The following is a 21,741-nucleotide window of genomic DNA, read 5'->3' as shown; positions in this document are numbered from 1 at the left end:
AAAAGTACCATGGAAAAAGTGAAAGTAAAGTATGTGTCAACTCCTGGATTCCTGTTTTTGTTAGCGGTATTTGTCTTTTTATCTTCCTGCGGGGATAAAAAAGTGCCAGAAACAGTCAGTAAAAACAAACCCAATATCATTATTGTTATAACTGATGATCAGGGCTATGGAGATTTAGGTCATACGGGTAACCCAACCATTAAGACACCAAATATTGACAAATTTTCCAAAGAGGCAGTTAATCTCACAAACTATCATGTGGGCACTACATGTTCCCCTACTAGAGCGGGCCTTATGACAGGTCGAAACTGCAATAGAAATGGTGTTTGGCATACTATTATGGGGGCCTCTATTCTTAACAAGGACGAAACTACGTTTGCTGATGTCTTTAAAGACAATGGGTATGCCACTGGAATGTTTGGGAAATGGCACCTTGGTGACAACCACCCATTCTTGCCACAGGACAGAGGTTTTCAAGAAGCCTTTTACCATGGAGGCGGTGGAGTTGGCCAAACTCCCGATTATTGGAACAACGATTATTTTGACGATACTTATTTTAGGAATGGAGTTCCAGAAAAGAAAAATGGGTACTGCACCGATGTTTGGTTCGATGAGGCGATGAAGTTCATTACAAACCAAAAAGAAAATCCTTTTTTGTGCTATCTGAGTCTCAACGCCCCGCATGGCCCTTACAATGTCCCTCAGGAGTATTACGACCTGTATAAGGAAGAGGAGCTTTCGGAAAGGCAAAAACGATTTTATGGTATGATTACCAATATCGATGATAACTTTTCCAAGTTATTAGGACAAATAGAGAATCTGGGAATTGCTGACAATACTTTAATAATTTTCACAACCGATAATGGGACCGCTTCGGGCGCCGGTGCCTATAATGCCGGTATGCGCGGAATGAAGGGAAGTGAGTATGATGGTGGACATCGTGTTCCGTTTATAGCGCGGTGGCCCAAAGGAAATCTTGAAGGAGGCAAAAGTTTGGATGGACTTACGGCTCACGTTGATGTATTTCCTACTCTTATGGCTCTTGCCGGACTATCACCCTTTGCGCCGGAAAAAGTAATGGACGGCAAGGATATTAGCAGTTATCTTTTGGGCAAGGAAGAGATTATGGATAGGTATTTGGTTACGGACACCCAGAGAGTTCCTTGGCCCATAAAAGGAAAGCAAAGTTGCGTTATGAATGGAAATTGGCGTTTGGTCAAAGGAAAAGAGCTTTACAATATTTCTGAAGACCCGGGTCAAAAGAATGACATTGCCGACCAGCATAAAGAAAGAGTTAAGGAAATGAGTGCTTTTTATCAGGAATGGTGGGACGATGTGGCCAAGGAAACAAAATACTCAACAATTGATCTCGGAACCTCTAAGGCCGTTGATGTTATAACTTGTCATGACGCCCATACCAAAGATGAGTACCCACCTTGGAATCAGACTATGGTACGAAAAGGAAAAGCTATGAAACCAGCTCCTTTTTCGGTAAATTTTGTAAGTCCTGGCACTTACCGTTTTCATTTGAGAAGGTGGCCCGCCGAAAGCAAGCTTGCCCTTGGAGCATACATAAATGACTCCATCCCTCCAACATCTTTTAAAAATGCGAGGGTAAAAGGAAGAGCCATGAAATTTGTAAATGCGCATTTGGAGGTTGCAAATCAAAAAAAATCGGCAAAGATCGATAACAAAGCTCAATCAGCAATGTTTGAAATGGATGTGCCGAAAGGAGCTACCAAACTCTTGGCCTATTTTGATATGGAGAATGGTGGAAAAACAAATGCTTTTTACATAAATGTTGAAAAGATAGATTGATAATCTAGGCTGATTACTAAACGTATTCTTTTATCCAACTGTAATTATGTCTATTCCGTAACGGAAAATTTGTAAAGGCAAATGGAGTGGTATTTTTGACCCCGGTCTAATCTTACAGAGGAAAATTGTGGCTTGTTAGGGCTATCAGGGGAATGCTGCGCTTCTGAACAAAACGCAATTCGGTAATCTTAAAATTTTCCATATTTGAGTTTTTCATATTCTTCATCAACTCTTTTTCCAATAGAAGTACGTTCTTGAAAGTCTATAGGAATGTTTTCTACTTCAGACAGTTCGTCCGTTGTTATTAATGATTTGATTATTAATAATCTACCTTAAAAAGGTTAAAGTGCATCGGGACTTACTTTTTAGCATGTGTCCATTCAAATTGGTATGCTTTTAAACCAATAATTGGTCTGCAGGGTGTGTTAAAATTTAACTTTATTTTATGATAACTGACTAACTCAAAACCCTAGAAATCCATGGTGAGCCTCATGCGATTTAACCGTGCTATTTTGGTAATGTGCTTTGCTGCCATCATCGTTTCTTGCGCCGGTCCGCGACGTATTACGTTTACAAACCCAGTTGATACTAAAGACAAACCAATAGCCCTTCAGCAGAAACGGGTTGAGTTTGTGCCCGAGATGGGTATTTATATAAGCAATGACTTTCCAAGTGCAAGATTGAATCAATTGAGTGTTAAGAACGATAGCACCTTGATTTTGAGAATTCAACCTGAAAACGCACCTATAAACAACAGTGCTTACTTTGCCTTTAAAACTTGGGCGACATCAAATAAGGTCGTCAACTTTCAATTTGAATACCCCGAAGGCTATAAGCACAGATATGTTCCTAAATATCAAATAGCTAGAGGGCCTTGGGTACAAGCAGACTCTTTGATGTTTGCAGTTAAAGACAGCATTGCGACGCTTAGGTTTAATATATCAAAAGATACAGCACTTATAGCCGCGCAAGAATTACAAACTACTAACAATGTCAAAGATTGGTATACTAATATATCCCAAAAAAATAGCGATGTATCAAGATTGAAAGTTGTAGGGAAAACACATTTAGGGAAAGATATTCCGATGATGGATATCTATAAAGGCACAAAGGATAATAAGGATATTATCGTATTACTTACACGTCAACATCCGCCAGAAGTTACCGGTTATTTGGCATTCCAAAGCTTTTTGGAAACAGTTTTGGAAAGCGGAGAGCTATCTGATGCTTTTCTTGAAAAATATAGAGTATTGGCCTTTCCTTTAATGAATCCTGATGGAGTGGACTTGGGGCATTGGAGACATAACGCAGGAGGGGTTGATTTAAATAGGGATTGGAGCAAATACAGACAGCCTGAAGTTTATGCGGTGGCCCATCAAATAGAACAGATTATTGAGGAAGAAGAGGTTAGGGTACTATTGGGCTTGGATTTTCATTCAACTTGGCATGATGTCTTCTATACCAATGTTGAACGAGAAAGTACCAACTTACCAAATTTTGTTTCAGATTGGTTTGCTCAGTTGGAAGCTAACATTCCGGATTATGAGGTTAATGAAAAGAGTGCTATTAGTACAAGGCCAGTATCCAAAGGTTGGTTTTTAAAACGATTCAATGCAGTCGGAATTACGTACGAAATAGGTGATGAGACCCCCAGAGATTTTATAACACTAAAAGGAAAAGTATCAGCGTATGAAATGATGAAACTATTAACGGAACAACAACTAAAATGACTAACTATCTAATTACTAATTTTATGAGAAAATCATTCTTAACGTTCTTGCTGGCATGTTTTACAGTAGGGATTGGGTATTCCCAAATTACGATTTCCGGTACGATCTCGGATGAGACCGGGCCTTTACCAGGAGCATCGGTTTTTGTCAAAGGAACTGACAATGGAACCATAACGGACTTTGATGGAAATTATACTATTGAAGCTAATCAAGGAGAAACATTGGTTATTTCTTTTATTGGTTATAGAACTGAAGAGCGGATTATTGGCTCAGAGACTTTGTTGAATTTTGTACTTCAACAAGATGCTGAAAGTTTAAAAGAAGTAGTAGTAACTGCCTTAGGTTTTGTGGAACAAAGGGATAAGATGGCATCTACCTATTCAAAGATTGATGCAGATAAACTTGTACAACCTGTAGAAAATAAAATTATTGATGGTATAGCAGGTAAGGCGGCAGGTGTGTCCATTAATGCAACATCAGGTGATCCGGGAGCTGGATCCAATATCCAAATTAGGGGAACAAGTTCATTGAGTGGTTCAAGCCAACCTTTAATTGTTGTGGATGGGATTCCATTAAACAACGATAACTTAGCAGGTTCCGGGGATGACGACCAATCGGCAGGGGTGTCCCAGCAATCAAGATTAAATGACATTAACCCTGAAGACATTGAATCATTTCAGGTTTTTAAAGGAGCTTCGGCTGGGGCCTTGTACGGATCAAGAGCTCTAAACGGTGTTATTGTAATCACCACAAAAAAAGGTAAAGCAGGTAAGTTTAATGTGAGCTATTCTTCAGGTATTTCTGTTGATAAAATTTCATATGAACATCCATTGCAAACAACTTTTGGGCAAGGTAACGGAGGTAGCTATAGTCCTACTGCACAACGATCATGGGGGGATAGAATTTCTGAAAGATCAGGAGGAGCTGATGAGGTTGATACCTCGGGTCAATTCTTTGAATCCTTGGTTTCGGATAATATCATTTACCCTATTACCCAAAAGAACTCAAGAGAAGTTTATACCAACAGAAATTTTGATCAAGTTTTTGGTACGGGCATTACTTACGATAATAAAGTTGCTGTAAGTAGTGGTAGCGAAAAAGGTACTTATTATATAAGTGCCGGGCATGTGAATCAAAAAGGTATTATTAAGAGTAGTTTTTATAAAAAGACAAACTTCACTATTAACATGACCCAAAACCTAACGGACAAATTAAGAACCAATTTTAAGGCTAATTACGTGCATACGGGTTCAAATAGAACGCAGCAAGGTTCCAATACCGCAGGTTTGTATTTAGGATTGTTGCGTACTCCAGCAGATTTTGACCAAACCGATTATATTGGTAATTATACTAGCAGTTCAGGATCTATAACACCCAATAGACATAGGGGTTATCGAAGGTATTTGGCCAATAGCGATAATGTTATTTACAACAACCCGCTTTGGACCATAAATGAACAAAAAAGTACAGCCAATGTAAACAGATTGATTGGTACTGGAGAAGTTTCTTATCAATGGAACGATAACATAAGTACTATTGTAAGAGGTGGTGTTGATTTTTATGTTGATACCAGGGTTTATTTTTTCCCATATTATACAGCGGGTTCAGCAAGAAGGTATGGTCTTTTAAATGATGAGACCATCAATAACGAGGAGTATAATGGAGATTTACTGACAAATTTTAACTACGAGTTAACCGATAATCTAAACACCAATATTGTTGTTGGTTTTGGTATTAATGACAGAAGACGTAAACGAGTTTTTACAGAAGCTGATAATTTTATAGCAAATTTCAGAAATCCTTTGGATGCGGCTGAACTTTCCGCTAAAGAAAATATAGGTTCGGAAACTACAAGAACCAATAGAAGAAACATTCGTTTTTATGGTACTGCCAATTTTGACTATGCAGACCAATTGGTCCTGCAACTTGGGGGTGCATTTGAAAAACATTCAGTTTTACCTGCATCAGACAATGGTTTCTTTTATCCTAGTGCAGAATTGGGTTGGACATTCACAAAGGCATTAAAAGATTCAGGACCTTTATCGTTTGGTAAGATAAGATTGGCGTACGGTCAAGTGGCAAATGTTCCCATTGCACATAGAGAGCAGACTGTTTTTGAAGTAGGGACATTTTCAAGTTTCTCAGATCAAATTGCCCTTGAAAATTTTGGAGGTGGTTTTCAGTTGGATGAACGTTTAGGAAATTCCAACCTAAAGCCAGAGATCAAAACAGAGTATGAAGTAGGTTTGGATTTAAGATTCTTAAGAAATAGACTTGCATTATCAACCACATATTATACCAACAAAACAGAAGATGTTTTATTGGATCTTGCCCTTGTTCCTTCCCTGGGATTTGATGAAATATATGCTAATGGAGCCACAATAGAAAATGACGGTCTTGAGATCGAGTTAAGATATGATTTCCTTAGAAATCAAGACTGGCGAGGTTCTGTCGCCCTAAACTATAGCACAAACGAAAATATTGTGAGAGGGGTGGACGGCACCGGTGAGTTTATTCAGGAATTCTCAGAAGGAACTTCCATTGAGTCTGTTGCTATTGATGGAGAGCCGTTAGGAGTATTGTATACCCAAGGTGCTCTAAGAAATGATGATGGAAGTCTGATATTGGATGCCAATGGATTTCCACAAGTGGATACAGGTGGAAATCTTATTGTTGGAGACCCTAATCCGGACTGGAGAGGAGGTCTACAATTTGACTTGTCATACAAGAATTTGTCATTTGCAGCATCATTTGATACGAGCCAAGGGAATGATTTAGCCCAGAGAACCAGGTTTATCTTGTCGTTCTTTGGAACACATGCAGATGTGGGTAACACAATTACACTTACAGAGGACTTGGTGAATTTTGATGGAGATGTATTTCCTACAGGCTCAGTGGTTAGAGGTAATGTAGGCAATTTTGGCGGAGGCAATGTCTTGTTGGACGAAGAATATTATACCTCTTTATATGGTTTTGGAGATGGAAAATTAAATGAGTTTGCCGTTGAAGATGGCAGCTGGACCCGACTTAGAGAATTGTCATTATCATATAAAATTGACTCTGATAATTTCAAAAAAGCGACAGGCTTAAGTTCGGTAGAGTTTACTGCCTCTGGTCGTAACCTGGTTATCTGGACAGATGTTGTAGGGATTGATCCTGACATAAATCAGTTTGGTGTTGGTAGAGCTCGTGGTTTGGATTACTTCTCCAATCCCGGTTCAAGAACATATGCTTTTGGAATCAATTTTAATTTTTAATAAATAGGAAATTATGAAATCTATATATAAAATAATTTTATCATTGATTTTTCTAATATCAGCAACAGCTTGTGATGATTATTTAGATGTTAATGATAATCCAAATCAATTAGTGGAAGTTCCTTCAGGAGATTTGCTGCTAGCGGGAACATTACTGGCAAATGCTCAGGTACAGCAGGGACAATTGGCCAGAACAGGTATGTATTATACAGGAGGTTTAATAGGGTTGCAATTGGTGCAACAGACCTTGTATAACTATGACTATACTCCAGGGGACTCTAATGCTGTTTGGGGACATCTTTACAATGGAATATTGGTCCAGAACAAGGAAATTCGAAGAATTTCTCCAGATATAACCCTCTTACAAGGAATTATAGATGTTAACGAAGCTCTGGCAGTAGGTACGGCAGCATCTCTTTTTGGAGATATCCCTTATTCTACGGCTACACCTGATAATCCCGGAGTGGATTCAGAAGACCCTACTTTAGATGGGCAAGCTGATGTTTATGCAGCTATGCAAACACTGCTAGATGGTGCAATTCCCAAACTGCAAAATGGGTCAACCACGAGTGTTACCAATAGCCAGGACAACTATTTTGGAGGCGATGCAGATAGTTGGATAGCTGCTGCATATACCCTAAAAGCACGCTACTTTTTGCAAACAAAACAGTATTCCCAGGCATTGGCCAATGTTGCAAATGGAATTAATAGCAGTGCTGGAACAATGGCATACAACCCAATAGGCGATGTTCCAGGAAATAGCAATATCCTTTTCAACTTTGTAAACAGTAGTAGAGCAGGAGATATGACAGGAGATGGGGCATTTTATAGAGATTTAATGGACCCGGATAACGTTGGAAGCCGAAATAACGCTAAAACTGATGAAACTGCGCGTAGAAACTACTCTTATATAAGTGGAGATGGAAATCAGACTGGGGGTATCGATGATGCTACTACTCCTATGAAGTTGGTAAGTTTTGAGGAAAACCTTCTTATCTGGGCAGAATGTTTGATAAGAGCCAATGATGATGTACAGGGAGCTATAGACAAATTGAACGAACTTAGAGCTTATTTGGATACTGGTGCAGCCTTTAATCTGATAAATGGAGATGAAACCTTCAACTATGATCCTTATGTTCTAGCTGATTTTGAAGCAGGTGGGATGGAAAATCCAGACAATATTGCTACAGACAGAGCAGTGCTGAGGGAAATTATTGAAGAACGCTATGTTACCGGCTTCAGTACCTATATGCCTTTTAATGATGTAAGAAGATTGCGATCAGAAACGGATTTATTAGTGCCATTTCCTTTGAACAATGCAACAACTACTGTTAATCCTCAGCGTTTTCTGTACGCTCAAGAGGAAATTAACAATAACAGTAATTTACCAGATCCAATACCGGATTTGTTTACTCCAACACCTGTTAATCAATGAGAAAGATTAGTAGTTAGTTTTGAGTTAGCTTTGTTTTCTCATGCTAAAAGGGATGCAATTTGCATCCCTTTTTTCTTTCTATTGATATCTTACCTGTCTAGTTATTTTTTTCGCAAGACCTTACCTGCCTTTATTCCCTTAAACTTTGATTCATCGATGGAAATTTGACCATTGACCAATACAAAATAAATTCCTTCCGGATATTGATGGGGTTCCTCAAATGTTGCTTTATCAATTATGGTATTTGGGTCAAAAACAACAATATCAGCCTTCATATTTTCTTTAATCAGTCCTCTATCGGTTAATCCTAGAGAAACAGCAGGCAGCTTTGTCATCTTATAGATAGCTTCGGGTAATGTTATGACCGACTTTTCCCTTACATAATGACCAAGAACGCGTGGAAATGTGCCATACCACCTTGGGTGTGGATGTCCTTGGCCAGGTTTTACAAGTCTGCCATCTGAAGCGATCATGGTTTGGGGGTGCTTCATAATACGTTCCACATCCTCTTCATGCATGGCATGATATATGCATGATGCCCCTCCATTTACCTGGGCCTCAATAACCAAATCAGCTCCATTTTCAAGTGTTGGCTCTAGTTCCCTTAACTCGCACCAATACTTCAATGTTTTTCCCTCTAGCTCCTTCATCCATTTCACTTTGGCAAATTGAATGCGCGCCAAATCTTCTCCACCTCTATCATTAAGAATGTTAAAAATTATTCCAGCTTTAATGCTATCTCTAAGTTGTGGGGTGTTCACTCTTTCTTTGAATGCCTCAATTCCGCCCGCTCTTGCCCAACTTGGGATGAGCACAGAAATCCCCGTGTGGCTGGCGCTATATGGGTATTGATCAATTTTAATGTCAAGACCAGCTGTCCTTGCAGAATCTACCATGGCCAAGGTCACAGTACTTTTTCCCCACATAGGTTTTCCAATTGCCTTATGATGTGTTAGAATTACTGGAATATCTGCTTTTTCTGATATGCTTATTGCTTCTGCTACGGCGTCAAAAAGCCCTAAACCCTCTTCCCTTAAATGAGATGTGTAAATACCTCCTTTGGAAGAAGCTACCTTGGACAGTTCTATTACTTCATCTACATTAGAGAAGGCTCCGGGCAAGTATTTTAATCCAGTTGAAATGCCATAAGCACCTTCTTCCATCGCCAATTTTACCTGCGCTTTCATTTGTTCCAATTCTTCTGGAGTGGGTGCCCTATTCTCAAGAGCCATAATGTTTTTACGTACTTGATTATGGCCAACCAAATAGGCTATGTTCATCCCTACACCTATTTGCTCCAAAGTATCTAAATGTGCCCTAATAGGCCAAGGACTTCCGCCATCAGGCCCTCCTAAGGCTGTGGTCACACCTTGTCGTACATGGCTTTCACAATCTGACAAGTTCAATATAGGGTCCAAATGCGCATGCATATCTATAAAACCGGGGGCAACGGCCATACCTTTTGCATCGATTATTTTGATGGCATTTGATCCTGACAGATCTCCAATACTAACAATTGTGGAGTCTTTAATGGCTATGTCCGCATTAAAAGGAGCATTACCTGATCCATCATAAACCTCACCATTTAAAATGAGGATATCATAATCTTGGTTATTGCAACCAAAAAAACAAATTACCCCTAAAACCAATTGAAATACTACTTTACTTTTCATTTGTATATGTTTATTTGGAAATTTCCGTTTCCACTAAAATGGGGCATAGCCCTTTTGTTGCTTTGAAACGGTTATCATTTATTTAGCATTTTGATTCTCAAGATTATATTGATTTTTCGAAAAAAAAAGCTTTACACATTTATTGTTGCTTCCACATGGGTTTCCTTCAATTTCAAAAATGCTTGTTGTAATTTTTTAGTTATAGGACCTACAGTGCCATCCGCACTATAATAATGATTGTTAATCCTCCCTATTGAAGCAATTTGAGTAGTTGTCCCGCTCAAAAAAGCTTCATCCATAGTAACCATGTTCACTTTTAAGATAGCTTCTTCCCTAATTTCTATATGGAGCTTTTTGCATAACTGTATTACAATTTGTCTGGTGATACCATTTAAAATATAGGTGTCAGCAGGATGGGTATACACAATATCGTTTTTTACAAAAAAGACGTTGCAATGAGATGCTTCAGTTACTTTTCCGTCCCTTATAAAAATGGACTCGTACATTCCTTGCTCTGCTGCTTGATCATTTGCCATTACATTGCCTAAAAGAGAAGTTGCCTTTATATCGCACCTGTGCCACCTATTGTCTGTTGTGGTAATTGTAGCAATACTTTTTTGGTTGATGCTTGGCAGGGTGAAAGGAATGGCATACATAATGACCGTTGGTTTTGTGGTTTTAGGAAATGCATGTTTTCTAATGGCAACCCCTCGTGTAACCTGAATATAAACCAAAGAATCTTTACCTTCTAATTTAGAGGCTACTAACAATTTTTCAACCTCTTTGGGCAAGGTAGAAACATCAAAATCCAAATTTATTTTCTTTAGACAATCTATTAGCCTATTTAAATGTTCTTGGCCGTAGAAAAAGCTATCTCCTATTTGAACCATTACTTCATAAACCCCATCACCAAATAAAAAGCCTCTGTCAAAAATTGATATCTGGGCTTCTTGATGAGGAACTATTTTTCCGTTTACGTATACCTTTTCGGGATAATTGGCCATTTTAAGAATTAAAAAATATAGTTATTAATTTCTTTTTAATTTAAATATCCGGGAACTCTAATTGTTGCCATAGTATGTAAACCGGGAGCGGCTTTTAAAATACTCTTGACCGCGTTTATGGTAATTGCACATGTGGCAATGTCTCCATTTATGCCCGTATCTATTTCAGAGGTAAATGATGGAATCCCTTTAACCGTAATCTTATCATAAGATCTAGGTTCGCCTACAGCGGCCTTAAAATGCATTTCTATTTTGCATCGTCCGTTTTTATAACCTTGGGAAATCTGTTGTACACCGCGGGCATCTCCTTTTTGAATCTCCATTGAAGGTGTCTTTAAATTACTTTCGGCAATTACTGGAGTAAGATTTTCTGTTACCTCATCAAGTTCAAAACCTAGGCTTTTGGCAAGGAAATATACGGATTCTTTAAGTCCAACATGTCTAAGAGTGCCTTCGTCCTCTTTGCTCTTAAATGCTTTTAGGTCTAACCCTGCTCCAATTTTTCGCTGAAAAGGAATTCGTCTAGGTGTTGCATCTTGAATTCTTTCAACTAAAATACTATCTATATTCTTACAAACGGAACTAAGGACAGATGGCAAATAGTCCATTAAAAAACCTGGATTTACTCCAGTACCCAGACAGGCTACTTTGTACTTTTTACATATAGCCTCAATATTTTTACTAGACCCTGGATTTTCTTCCCAAGGAAATGCGAGCTCTTCGCAGGTAGAAACTATTGGGATTCCATGTTGAGCAACTTCTTCAATTTGAGATTCCAGTTTTTTTATGCTTGAAACAGTGGTTATGATCGCAACATCTGGTTTCTCTTTTAGTTTCTGTAATGCACTTTCCACAGAGTTTTCAATTAGAATATCTGATGGACTTCCATTGATGAGTTTTCCAAAATCAACTCCCTTTAGTTCTTTGTCTATATCTACAGCAGCTACTGTGCCGATACTTGTTTTTTCTGAAATGTACCTACCAATTTGCTGCCCCAAGGGCCCCAATCCAATTTGTAATGCTGTTATCATGTTTTTTTAAATAGTTAATATCTAGTCATTTATAACTTATAAATCAATATTATAAAATGTTTTTCTACCTTTCACATACCAATTTTTTTTTTCAATACATTTCAATTTTGAAGACAAAACTCAACAGCTTGCTAATATCCCATGGTTTTAATCTAAATAATGGAGAACAAAGCCTTTACATGAGGTTGTCAAATGCTTTTAAAAGTGCCATCAAGAAAAAAAAACTGGTAAAGGGATATCAACTGCCACCAACTCGATTGCTGGCTCAGGATATGGGATTATCCCGTAGTACGGTTATAAAGGCCTATGAAATACTTTGTTGGGAAAATTACGTGTATGCGGTCCAAGGTTCTGGATATTATGTAAATGACATAAAGGGCAAGAAAATAAAGTATAGTTTAAGAACTCAAAAAAGAACTACCAAATACCCTGAAATTTCTGAAAGAGCCGTACATTTTAGCTCTAGCGTTACAATTATGAATCGGGGAGACAACAAAGGTATAGCGTTTAGGCCTGGATTGCCCCCTTTGGATGTTTTCCCTGTAAAACAGTGGCAAAATCTAACTAATAATTATTGGAGGGATATTAGGTATTCCGATATGTCATACAGACATACCCTTGGTTTGGATTGCTTAAGGAAAAACATAGCTAACTATTTAAAACTGTACAGGAACATACAATGTGACTCTTCCCAGATTATAATTGTTACCGGGTCATTACATTCTTTATCCATAATAGGGGATTTGCTGTTGGACAAAAAAGATGAGGTAATTGTTGAAAACCCGACCTATGCAAATGCCTTGGCTGTTTTTAAAAGTTTAAAGGCTAAAATTATTCCAGCAGAGATTGATTCGGAAGGATTGTCTTTGGATAGTCTTGGTCATGTTAAATTGAAAAGAGGGAAGTTAATCTTCACTACTCCTTCCAACCAATATCCAACAGGAGTTCAAATGAGTCTTAAAAGACGATTGGAGCTTCTGGATTGGGCCGAGGAAAACAACATGATCATTGTTGAGGATGATTATGATAATGAATTTAGCAATTGGGAAAGTCCAATTACCTCAATATTTGGTTTGGATAATGGAAATAGAGTTTTTTACCAAGGCACCTTTAACAAAATCTTGCACCCTTCTATTAGATTGGGGTATTTGATTGTTCCCCCACATTACGTTGATAGCATTAAGGCAATGTTTGAACAATCTTTTAGATTTATATCGCCTGTTACTCAAAGAGTCATGTCGGATTTTATAGAAAAAGATTATCTCAATCAACATTTGAGGAAAGTAGTGCAGGTGGTAAATGAGCGCAAGCAGTTTTTTGTTGATCAGTTTCAAAATGTTTTTGATGATAGTTTTGAAATACAGCCAGCAAATCAAGGGTTACATCTAATGGCCAAGCTTCCGGATGATGTTTGTGATATTGAGATTTCAAAAATGTTGATTGAAGAAGAAATCATATCCTTTCCTTACAGTAAATATTTTATCAAAAAGCGGAAGAAAAAGGAAAAGGGTCTGGTAATGGGTTTTTCATCTGTAAGTAAGCCCATTATTAAGCAAAAATTGGAAAAAATGTCGCGAGTTTTTTATGAGCACCAAACAAATTTGAACTTTTGAAAAGTATTATCGACTTAAAGCGTGTTATAAATTGTGCCCAGTGATTGAGACCTAGAGCAGTTATTTTTTTGGAGTGATAGTGAGTTTGTCATTGCCATCAGTCAGCCATTCCAAAGAAAACTGGGTAAAAACATTTTCTTTATAACCATCCTTTTCAAAGAACAGTCCAATGTTTCCATTGGAGAGAATGCTCAACGAAGAGTAGGCTGAACCTTGTGTGTAAATGGTTTTGCCCTTTGTCCAGGTTTTTCCTTCATCATAACTGATCCTTAAGGTCAGGTTTGTTCTCTCGGACTCCATTTTTGCGTTTGAAAATAGGAGCCGGTTTTTGTTGGCGCCGTCCTTAACACTGGTATATCTTATAATACTGGCATTGCAACCTGGGTCTATTAGGGTTGAATCAGGTTTTGAAAACCATGTTGTACCCTGATCCGCTGAGGTATGGACAAATCTTAATCCTTTGTTATTTACTCGGCTATTAACCATCCAAGTGTCATCTATCAGTTGAACAACCTTGGATTCATCTCCCGGAATAATTGAGTTGTCAATTAAATGCCAATTTTCACCATGGTTGTCACTACCAAACAGATAAAGGCCCTTATCCAAGTTCACAAGGGTATGCAATAGTTTTCCAGAGTTTGTTTGAATTCCCCTGCCTGAGGTAATGAACTTAAAATCCTTATGCCAATAGGGCTTTGAAATTTGGGGGGTAATATCAATTGGGGGGCTCCAGGTTTTACCATTGTCAAAACTTTTTGTGACCATAAGGTAATAGATGTCCTTTTCATTGTCCAAATCCATGTAATTAAAGAAAAGAAATATGGTTCCTGTAATCTTGTCAACAATCATGGATGGGTCAGAAGCCGATTTACCTATAGGGTAATCTGCGATAGTCTCAATGTTGGACCAAGATTTTCCATTGTCTGTGCTGCGTCGCCCAACAATATTGATGTCATTGTTCCATTTTAAGTCACCACAAGAAGGTACCCTTTCGTCAATGGCAACTATTAAATCTCCGTTTGGTGCGGTTACCATAGCAGGTATTCTATAGCAAGAAACACTAGGCTTCAATTTGGTGTCAAACAAATTTGTGAACTTTAGGGAATCATCCTTAACAGGCATTTTTGAATTCTGTGAGTAGCCCACAGTCATGAACACCCAAAAAAATATGGCAAACAATATTTTCATTGTTTATATTAAATAAGTTGGTAACAAAAAGTAACGCTCTTAATCTCCCTTTCAAGGTTTAGATTGAAATTACAAAAATAAAACCCCACGGTTTGATGAAATCAATTCCTTCTGAAAAGATAAAAATGGGTTTTGATTATTCCATAATTGAAAATTTATAAACACAAATGGAGTAATATTCTTCTTTAGGGTCTAATCTAGTAGTGGGAAATTGCGGTTTGTTAGGACTATCTGGAAAATGTTGTGTTTCCAAGCAAAATGCAGTCCTATAGTCATATTTTTTGTGATATTTCCCCGTTACCGAACCATCTAAAAAGTTACCACCATAAAATTGTAGGCCGGGTTCATTGGTATATACTTCCATAATCCTACCAGAAATGGGCTCGACTACTTTAGCGGCAAAATTTAGTCCATCCTTGGTTTGATTCAATACAAAGTTATGATCATAACCCAATCCATATTGGAGTTGCTCATATGCTTCATTCACGTGTTCTCCAATAGAAGTAAGTTTTTGAAAGTCCATAGATGTGTTTTCTACTTCAAGTAGTTCGCCTGTCGGAATCAATCCTTCATCTACAGGGGTAAAATAAGCTGCATTAATCTGTAATAAATGGTCATTGATGGTTCCATTTCCAGCTCCTTTCAAATTGAAGAAGGAATGATGGGTCAGATTTACAATGGTTGATTGGTCAGTAGAGGCCCAATATTCTATTTTTAGCTCATTCTTATCAGTTAATCGGTATTTTACCTTAATGGTCAAGTTGCCAGGATAACCTTCTTCCATATGTTTGGATACATAGCCCAACTCAAGTGTGTTTGAATCTACTTGCTTGGCATCCCAAACTACTGCATCGTATCCCTTATTTCCTCCATGCAGGTGATTTTGCCCATTATTGGTAGCCAAGGTATATTCTTTTCCATCCAAAGAGAATTTGCCTTGCCCAATCCTGTTTCCGTAACGTCCTATCAATGCTCCAAAATACTTTTCTTTGGTGGTCAGAAAATCATCAATGTTTGAATGGCCCAGAACAATATCCTCATAAACGCCACTTTTATCCTTAACCCATAAGGATACTACTTTTCCGCCATAATTTGTTATTTGACAAACAGTGCCCGAAGTATTTTTAAGAGTGTATAGGGCTACTTTTTTACCGTCTACTGTTTTCTCAAAAGCTGTTTTCTCAATAAGCTTGATTTCTTTGTTTAGATTCATTTGTACTTTTGCTATTATACTCGTGAATAAAAATATAATAATCAATATCTTGTTGTTCATGAGAATACATTTTATTCGAAATCTATAATGGTATTTTAAAAGGGCAAAATCCCTAAATCAACATTCCCTCCCGAAATGATTATACCAATTTTTTTTCCTGCTATTAGGTTTTTTTCCTTTATGACCGCTGCAAATGCTACTGCAGAAGATGGTTCGCATACAATCTTTAAACGCTCCCATATCATTCGCATGGCGTATAATATTTCATCTTCGGCAACCCTAGTAATGGAATGTACATGTTTTTGGATGATAGGAAAGTTTCTATCTCCCAATTGGGTCTTTAGGCCATCAGCAATAGTATTGGTGGTTTTGTTGGTTTCAATTATCCCACTTAACATGGATCTGTATGCATCATCAACTTCATAGGGCTCGCCTCCAACCACTTTGCAATTATAGCCAAAATACTTAGCTGCCAATGCAGTTCCTGCAATCAGTCCGCCACCACCTACAGGAGCAAACACATAATCCAAGCCTGGATGCTTTTCCAATAGTTCCTTACATGCGGTACCCTGTCCTACTATTACATTGTCATCATTGGAAGGGTGTATGAACGTGGCCCCTTCTTTTTCCTGAAGAGATTTTGATTCACTTTGACGAGCCTTAAGAGTTGGCTCACACTCTATGACAATGCCTCCATAACCTTTAACGGCATCTTTTTTAACCTGTGGCGCGTTGGAAGGCATTACAATAAAAGCTTTTACCCCTAAACTTTTGGCGGCGAGTGAAAGTGCTTGAGCAAAATTTCCAGAGGAATGTGTAACTACCCCTTTTTGTCTTTGTTCATGAGATAATAGCATGATGGCATTGGTGGCTCCGCGCATTTTAAATGCCCCCATTTTTTGAAAATTCTCGCATTTAAAAAAAATAGAGGCACCAACCATTTCATCAATAAGGTGCGAGGTTAGCACGGGGGTATTATGAATAAAGGGCTTTATTCTTTTGTGACATTCAATAAATTCAGATTTATCCATCAAATTACCTTATACCATGAACTGTATAAAGATAGGAAGTGAATGGCAATTTAAATCACCATTTTTTCCAAAGGAATAAATGGGTTTATTTTCAGCGTGAAACAGCTTTTTCCTTTTCTTTTTCTTCGGGCTTGTTGGAAGTCCCGTCCATTCCCAATTCAGGAATAACTAATAATGGGATTTGTGTATGAAAGGCCGTTCTCTTTACAATGGGCTCCCGGGTCATTTTTTCCATATAGCTATGCTGATAGTTCAGCAGGGCAAGTAAATGAATGTCCAATTCCTCTGAAAACATTTCAAGTGTCTGCGAAACGGAATGAAGCTCTGAAACGGTATGCACATAATGTTCCGTGCCATTCAAATACCTCCTGAGCATATTAAGGTTGAACTGTTGTAATTCAGATAAGGCTTTAATTCCATATTGCACATGTACGATACGAATGGTAGCTTGGAACATATTGGCAAGCTCCAACAATGGGTTTAGTTCAGAGGCTGTGTAAAAACGATTGAAATCAGTTGCGAAAGCTATCTCAGTGGGCGTAATAAAATCAAAATGTTGTGGAATGGCCAAAACCGGGCATTTTTTAATGCTTTTAATAATACGAACTGTATTACTGCCCATAAAAACTTCGTCAATGCCAGAAGCTCCCTTAGTACCGGTTATTACCAAATCTATTTTATGTTGATCAACTAGGTCTTTTACTTCCTCAACCAAAAGATTGAAAGAAGAGAAGGTTTCAAAACTATGTTTTGTATTTCTGAACTTACTTTTAATACGGTCTACGGTTTTTTGTAGCCCTTCTTCAGAAGAGTTTCTGACAGCGTCCACTATTCGCACCCCATCAATCATCTTTGCCATGAATCTGCTGCTAGGTATAACAGGAGTATATGTATTGAGTAAGTAAAAGGTGCATTTTTTGTTTCGGAACAATTGCATGGCATAGTCAATCGCATTCCATGCATTCTCTGAAAAATCCGTAGGTATTAAAATTTTTTGCATCCGAGTAAAAATAAGATGGAATAAAATTAGTCCTATGTCAAAGGGAATACTATGACAATTATCAGCTTTTTAAAAAGTTGGATTTAGAAACCCTCCACCAGCTCTTGAAGTTTACGTTCATCCTTGATTCCAATTTTCTTGCCTGATGCATGGATGAGACCTTTTTTCTTGAACTCTGAAATGATTCGGATAGCGGACTCTGTAGCAGTACCAACAACATTGGAAATATCTTCCCTCGAAAGTGTCAAGGCTAAAAAGCCTTCTTCGTCTTCGCCAAAGTTGTTTTTAAGATAAAGAAAAGCTTCTGCAATACGTTGCTTTACGGTTTTTTGTGAAATATTGACAATAACATCATCAGCTTCTTTAAGGTCATGTGCCATATGGCGCAATACCTCTAAAGTAAAGTTGGGGTTTTTTTGCAGTGTATTTATAATGGTCTCTTTTGGAATAAAGCAAACCTCCATATCATTAACGGCAATGGCAGACAGGTTTGCAGATTCTTCAGAAATAACAGAGCGTTGCCCAATAACTTCCCCTTTTGTGGCCAATTTTACAATTTGATCCTTGCCATTGGCACTAAGTTTTGAAAGCTTGGAAACCCCGTTTCGAACACAATAGACCCCGTTAAGTTTATCACCTTCTTCAAAAAGTGGATCCCCTTTCTTTACCTTTTTTATGGTTTTGGAGTCTGATACTTCCTTTAATTCCTCTTTGCTCATGGCTCTGAGGGAGTTAAACTGCCTGATGATACAACTTTCACACCTACTCTCCATAATCGATTGATTTACCTGATATGGCAAAATTACCTCTTAAGTCTTGAACGGAAACTGATAAATATCATATTTTAAATAAGGATTGTACTTCAACTTTGTCTTGGGTAAAGCAAATGTAAATGACAAACATGACATGTTATCATTGTGGTGATAATTGTGACAGTGGTCGCATAAGTTTTGATGAAAAAAACTTTTGCTGTAACGGTTGTAAAACGGTCTATGAAATCTTCACTACCAATGGTCTGTCAAATTTCTATGAGATAGAAGCAAGGGCGGGTACTACCCCAAATGAGGTACAAAAGAAGTACGACTTTCTGGATAACAAGGATATTGCCTCCAAGCTTATTGAATTTGATGAAGAAGGAGTTCAGGTTGTTAATTTAAGTATTCCCACTATTCATTGTAGTTCATGTATCTGGGTTTTGGAAAATCTGAATAGATTACATTCCTCTATCTCAAACTCCCAGGTAAACTTTCCAAAGAAGACCATCCGGGTTACCTATAAAACCGATAATTTTTCTCTGAGGACGCTTGTATTGCTTTTGAGCAGTATTGGTTATGAACCTTATATTTCTTTGGAAGAATACGGTAAAAAGGATGGTAAAGTAGATCGTTCCCTTATTTATAAACTAGGAGTTGCGGGCTTTACCTTTGGTAATGTTATGTTGTTGTCCTTTCCGGAATATTTTGAAGTAGAGGAATTTTGGTTGGAACAATACAAACAAGTATTTCGATGGTTGATGTTCGCTTTTTCCCTGCCAGTGGTGTTTTATGCGGCCCAGGATTATTTTGTATCGGCCATAAAAGGCCTGCGTTCTAAATTATTAAATATTGATGTGCCCATAGCCTTGGGTATCTTGACTTTGTTTTTAAGAAGTACCATTGATATAATCTTTGATTTGGGGTCTGGGTTTTTTGACAGCCTCACCGGATTAGTGTTCTTTCTGTTGCTTGGAAAATATTTTCAACAAAAAACATATTCCTTTCTTTCGTTTGAGAGGGATTATAAATCGTATTTCCCTATTGCGGTAACACGATTGGATGCCGAAAGAGAAGAGGAGAATGTTCAGGTATATAAAATCCAACAAGGAGATCGAATCTTGATAAGGAACCAAGAGATCATTCCCGTTGACTGTATTTTGATAAAAGGTACGGCGGAAATTGACTATAGTTTTGTTACTGGAGAATCACAGGCTATTTTCAAGAACTCGGGAGATAAACTTTTTGCAGGGGGCAAACAACTTTCTGGGGTTTTGGAGGTGGAGGTGTTAAAATCAGTATCCCAAAGTTATTTGACCCAATTATGGGGCAATTCCGTTTTTCAGAAAGACAAGGTCTCAGCTTTTCAATCTTTGACAGATAGTATAGGTAAGCGATTTACCACTGCTGTTTTGAGTATTGCCATTATATCGAGTATTTTTTGGTTGTTTTATATGCCTAGCATGGCTCTTAACGTATTTACAGCCGTTTTGATTATTGCTTGTCCATGTGCCATAGCACTTGCAGCGCCGTTTACCTTGGGTAATATGCTTCGCATATTTGGGAAACACAAGTTCTATCTAAAAAATGCCAATGTAATAGAGCGATTGGCTAAAGTAGATACTGCAATTTTTGACAAAACAGGGACAATTACCTCTTCAAAAAAAGAAACTATAACCTATGAAGGTGTAGCATTGAACAATGAAGAAACAAAATTGCTGAAGACTACCCTTAGAGCTTCCAACCATCCTTTGAGCAGATCTCTATATAACATTCTTAAGTCCAATGATATTGAAACTCTTGATGAATTCCAGGAACATACGGGTATGGGAATTGAGGGAAGAATGAATGGACATAGCATTAAATTGGGATCTGCAACTTATGTGGGCAAAGATGGAACTGTTTCACAGGAGAATACATCGGTATTTATAAATGCAGATGAAGACTATAAAGGGCGATTTGTTTTCAAAAACAGCTACAGGGAAGGTGTTGATGTGTTATTTGAAGAATTGGGAAGGTCAATGGAGATTGGGATTCTTTCTGGGGACAATGATGGCGAAAGAAAAAGATTGCAACGAAAACTGCCTAAAAAAACAGCATTGTTGTTTGATCAAAAACCTAAAGATAAGTTGGATTATATAAAACAACTGCAGAACAGGCATAGTGTGCTCATGGTAGGTGATGGACTCAACGACGCCGGTGCATTGGCCCAAAGTGACGTAGGAATTTCCGTTTCAGAAGATATCAATGTTTTTTCACCCGCTTGTGATGGGATTTTGGACGCTTCAAAACTTACCAAACTACCCATTTTTGTAAAGTTATCGCAAAAGTCCATTCAAATAATCAAGATGAGTTTTTTGCTTTCTCTTTGCTATAACCTTGTGGGGTTATACTTTGCCGTCACTGGTCAGTTACAACCTGTTGTGGCTGCCATTTTAATGCCATTGAGCTCTATCAGTATTGTGGTTTTTACAACATTGATGACCAACTTGCTTGCAAGAAAACTAGCCAAACCAAATAAGGAAAGACGAAATGATGATGATCAAGGCCATATTTGAAAATGTAAAGAAAAAAGTACAGCCAAATATGTTGGCAATGAGTATTGGAGTGGTGTATTTGTGGTTTGGAAGCCTGAAATTTTTTCCAAGCCTTAGCCCGGCAGAAGGTTTGGCAATCAATACCATTCGTGAATTGACATTTGGTATTTTACCAGATTCCCTTTCTATTTTTTTGTTAGCCATTATGGAGGTATGTATTGGCGTTTTTCTATTGTTTAATATTTGGAGAAGAACCACAACAATGGTTGCCTTATTTCATATGGCTCTGACTTTTGCACCCCTGTTACTTTTTCCTTCCGAATCCTTTCAAGATGCACCTTTGGTGCCTACGCTTTTAGGGCAGTACATAGGGAAGAACTTAATCATTGTGGCAGCTTTATTGACAATAATGCAAAAGAGGTCATTTACAACAACGATAATAAAAAACAAAAGCTGATA

Annotated in this window: 15 protein-coding genes; 7 read left to right on the top strand and 8 right to left on the bottom strand. The window is 37.9% G+C overall.

The features are described from left to right. Positions 1-9: 9 nt before the first annotated feature. From CRO15_RS14720 to CRO15_RS14705, 4 genes are all read left to right on the top strand, one after another. Positions 10-1,818, top strand: a complete 1,809-nt coding sequence (locus CRO15_RS14720) for an arylsulfatase (protein ID WP_097046593.1) — start codon at positions 10-12, stop codon at positions 1,816-1,818. A 479-nt stretch (positions 1,819-2,297) separates the two neighbouring features. Continuing rightward, on the top strand, positions 2,298-3,548 hold the full coding sequence (locus CRO15_RS14715) for a M14 family metallopeptidase (protein ID WP_243396981.1): 1,251 nt from the start codon (positions 2,298-2,300) through the stop codon (positions 3,546-3,548). Between the two features lie 23 nt (positions 3,549-3,571). After that, complete coding sequence (locus CRO15_RS14710) at positions 3,572-6,805, top strand: SusC/RagA family TonB-linked outer membrane protein (protein ID WP_165769963.1); 3,234 nt, start codon at positions 3,572-3,574, stop codon at positions 6,803-6,805. A gap of 13 nt (positions 6,806-6,818) precedes the next feature. After that, positions 6,819-8,240, top strand: coding sequence for a SusD/RagB family nutrient-binding outer membrane lipoprotein (locus CRO15_RS14705; protein WP_097046591.1), 1,422 nt, complete (start codon positions 6,819-6,821; stop codon positions 8,238-8,240). Between the two features lie 101 nt (positions 8,241-8,341). On the opposite strand, the gene CRO15_RS14700 is transcribed toward CRO15_RS14705, so the two are convergent. The 3 genes from CRO15_RS14700 to CRO15_RS14690 all read right to left on the bottom strand — a co-directional run bounded on the left by CRO15_RS14700 (position 8,342) and on the right by CRO15_RS14690 (position 11,948). Continuing rightward, entirely contained in the window at positions 8,342-9,913 is a 1,572-nt protein-coding gene (locus CRO15_RS14700; protein ID WP_097046590.1) for an N-acyl-D-amino-acid deacylase family protein, read from the bottom strand. 131 nt (positions 9,914-10,044) lie between these two features. Continuing rightward, positions 10,045-10,917 carry an aminotransferase class IV gene (locus tag CRO15_RS14695; RefSeq protein ID WP_097046589.1) on the bottom strand — a complete coding sequence of 291 codons (873 nt, stop codon included), beginning with the start codon at positions 10,915-10,917 and terminating at the stop codon, positions 10,045-10,047. Between the two features lie 35 nt (positions 10,918-10,952). Next, positions 10,953-11,948 (bottom strand): NAD(P)H-dependent amine dehydrogenase family protein, encoded by a 996-nt coding sequence (locus tag CRO15_RS14690; RefSeq protein WP_097046588.1) that lies wholly within the window; start codon positions 11,946-11,948, stop codon positions 10,953-10,955. A gap of 107 nt (positions 11,949-12,055) precedes the next feature. Here CRO15_RS14690 and pdxR point away from each other — a divergent pair, with 107 nt between their 5' ends. Beyond that, on the top strand, positions 12,056-13,561 hold the full coding sequence (gene pdxR / locus CRO15_RS14685) for a MocR-like pyridoxine biosynthesis transcription factor PdxR (RefSeq protein WP_165769962.1): 1,506 nt from the start codon (positions 12,056-12,058) through the stop codon (positions 13,559-13,561). A gap of 60 nt (positions 13,562-13,621) precedes the next feature. On the opposite strand, the gene CRO15_RS14680 is transcribed toward pdxR, so the two are convergent. The 5 genes from CRO15_RS14680 to CRO15_RS14660 all read right to left on the bottom strand — a co-directional run bounded on the left by CRO15_RS14680 (position 13,622) and on the right by CRO15_RS14660 (position 18,766). Next, positions 13,622-14,749, bottom strand: coding sequence for a sialidase family protein (locus tag CRO15_RS14680; protein ID WP_097046586.1), 1,128 nt, complete (start codon positions 14,747-14,749; stop codon positions 13,622-13,624). Between the two features lie 136 nt (positions 14,750-14,885). Then, a complete protein-coding gene (locus CRO15_RS14675; protein WP_097046585.1) occupies positions 14,886-16,022 on the bottom strand; it encodes an aldose epimerase family protein in 1,137 nt (378 codons plus the stop codon). Between the two features lie 35 nt (positions 16,023-16,057). Continuing rightward, positions 16,058-16,993, bottom strand: a complete 936-nt coding sequence (locus tag CRO15_RS14670; RefSeq protein ID WP_097046584.1) for a pyridoxal-phosphate dependent enzyme — start codon at positions 16,991-16,993, stop codon at positions 16,058-16,060. Between the two features lie 91 nt (positions 16,994-17,084). Continuing rightward, entirely contained in the window at positions 17,085-17,993 is a 909-nt protein-coding gene (locus tag CRO15_RS14665) for a universal stress protein (RefSeq protein ID WP_097046583.1), read from the bottom strand. An 83-nt stretch (positions 17,994-18,076) separates the two neighbouring features. Further along, complete coding sequence (locus CRO15_RS14660) at positions 18,077-18,766, bottom strand: Crp/Fnr family transcriptional regulator (RefSeq protein ID WP_097046582.1); 690 nt, start codon at positions 18,764-18,766, stop codon at positions 18,077-18,079. A 119-nt stretch (positions 18,767-18,885) separates the two neighbouring features. Here CRO15_RS14660 and CRO15_RS14655 point away from each other — a divergent pair, with 119 nt between their 5' ends. Both CRO15_RS14655 and CRO15_RS14650 read left to right on the top strand, forming a co-directional pair. After that, positions 18,886-21,303, top strand: a complete 2,418-nt coding sequence (locus CRO15_RS14655; protein WP_097046581.1) for a heavy metal translocating P-type ATPase — start codon at positions 18,886-18,888, stop codon at positions 21,301-21,303. Then, entirely contained in the window at positions 21,284-21,739 is a 456-nt protein-coding gene (locus CRO15_RS14650; RefSeq protein ID WP_097046580.1) for a hypothetical protein, read from the top strand. The genes CRO15_RS14655 and CRO15_RS14650 overlap by 20 nt, the downstream gene beginning before the upstream one ends. The last annotated feature ends 2 nt before the right edge of the window (positions 21,740-21,741 follow it).

It is taken from the genome of Flagellimonas pacifica, from assembly GCF_900215465.1.
In the GTDB taxonomy this organism is placed as follows: Bacteria; Bacteroidota; Bacteroidia; order Flavobacteriales; family Flavobacteriaceae; genus Flagellimonas; species Flagellimonas pacifica.
The sequence above is the reverse complement of the archived record's forward strand: the minus strand, read 5'-3'. Positions and strand labels throughout refer to the sequence as shown.

Bases quoted from the DNA above. Each gene is read 5' to 3' on its own strand.
- CRO15_RS14660 (WP_097046582.1), bottom strand. From the start codon at position 18,766: ATGGAGAGTAGGTGTGAAAGTTGTATCATCAGGCAGTTTAACTCCCTC.
- CRO15_RS14665 (WP_097046583.1), bottom strand. From the start codon at position 17,993: ATGCAAAAAATTTTAATACCTACGGATTTTTCAGAGAATGCATGGAAT.
- CRO15_RS14705 (WP_097046591.1), top strand. From the start codon at position 6,819: ATGAAATCTATATATAAAATAATTTTATCATTGATTTTTCTAATATCA.
- CRO15_RS14690 (WP_097046588.1), bottom strand. From the start codon at position 11,948: ATGATAACAGCATTACAAATTGGATTGGGGCCCTTGGGGCAGCAAATT.
- CRO15_RS14715 (WP_243396981.1), top strand. From the start codon at position 2,298: ATGGTGAGCCTCATGCGATTTAACCGTGCTATTTTGGTAATGTGCTTT.
- CRO15_RS14670 (WP_097046584.1), bottom strand. From the start codon at position 16,993: ATGGATAAATCTGAATTTATTGAATGTCACAAAAGAATAAAGCCCTTT.
- CRO15_RS14650 (WP_097046580.1), top strand. From the start codon at position 21,284: ATGATCAAGGCCATATTTGAAAATGTAAAGAAAAAAGTACAGCCAAAT.
- CRO15_RS14680 (WP_097046586.1), bottom strand. From the start codon at position 14,749: ATGAAAATATTGTTTGCCATATTTTTTTGGGTGTTCATGACTGTGGGC.
- CRO15_RS14700 (WP_097046590.1), bottom strand. From the start codon at position 9,913: ATGAAAAGTAAAGTAGTATTTCAATTGGTTTTAGGGGTAATTTGTTTT.
- CRO15_RS14720 (WP_097046593.1), top strand. From the start codon at position 10: ATGGAAAAAGTGAAAGTAAAGTATGTGTCAACTCCTGGATTCCTGTTT.
- CRO15_RS14655 (WP_097046581.1), top strand. From the start codon at position 18,886: ATGACAAACATGACATGTTATCATTGTGGTGATAATTGTGACAGTGGT.
- CRO15_RS14695 (WP_097046589.1), bottom strand. From the start codon at position 10,917: ATGGCCAATTATCCCGAAAAGGTATACGTAAACGGAAAAATAGTTCCT.
- CRO15_RS14675 (WP_097046585.1), bottom strand. From the start codon at position 16,022: ATGAACAACAAGATATTGATTATTATATTTTTATTCACGAGTATAATA.
- CRO15_RS14710 (WP_165769963.1), top strand. From the start codon at position 3,572: ATGAGAAAATCATTCTTAACGTTCTTGCTGGCATGTTTTACAGTAGGG.